The following is a 306-nucleotide window of genomic DNA, read 5'->3' on the forward strand; positions in this document are numbered from 1 at the left end:
CTTTGTATCGTGTGCCTCCGCATTTAGCAGGCATGTTGGAAAAAATGACACTGAATAATATTGAGCACATGGGTATGTCCTTTGTGAGTTATTCACTTGTCCCTTATATGACGCGTATTGAGTCACGTATCAAAGTCGGTTTGATCAAACCAAGTGAACAAAATAAATATTATGCCAAATTCAATGCAGGAGCATTGATCCGCGGTGATTTGAAAACCAGATATGAGTCATATGCGATCGGTATCAACTGGGGTTTTTTATGTCCAAACGATGCTAGGGAACTAGAAGACATGGACCCACGCGAAG

1 protein-coding gene is annotated in these 306 nt (G+C 41.2%); it reads left to right on the forward strand.

All coding sequences use genetic code 11. The features are described from left to right. Positions 1-306: phage portal protein (locus EAH57_RS15845; protein ID WP_147440135.1), on the forward strand; the 306-nt coding region annotated here is incomplete at both ends.

Origin of the sequence: Acinetobacter sp. 2JN-4, assembly GCF_003687745.1 — a bacterium.
In the GTDB taxonomy this organism is placed as follows: Bacteria; Pseudomonadota; Gammaproteobacteria; order Pseudomonadales; family Moraxellaceae; genus Acinetobacter; species Acinetobacter halotolerans.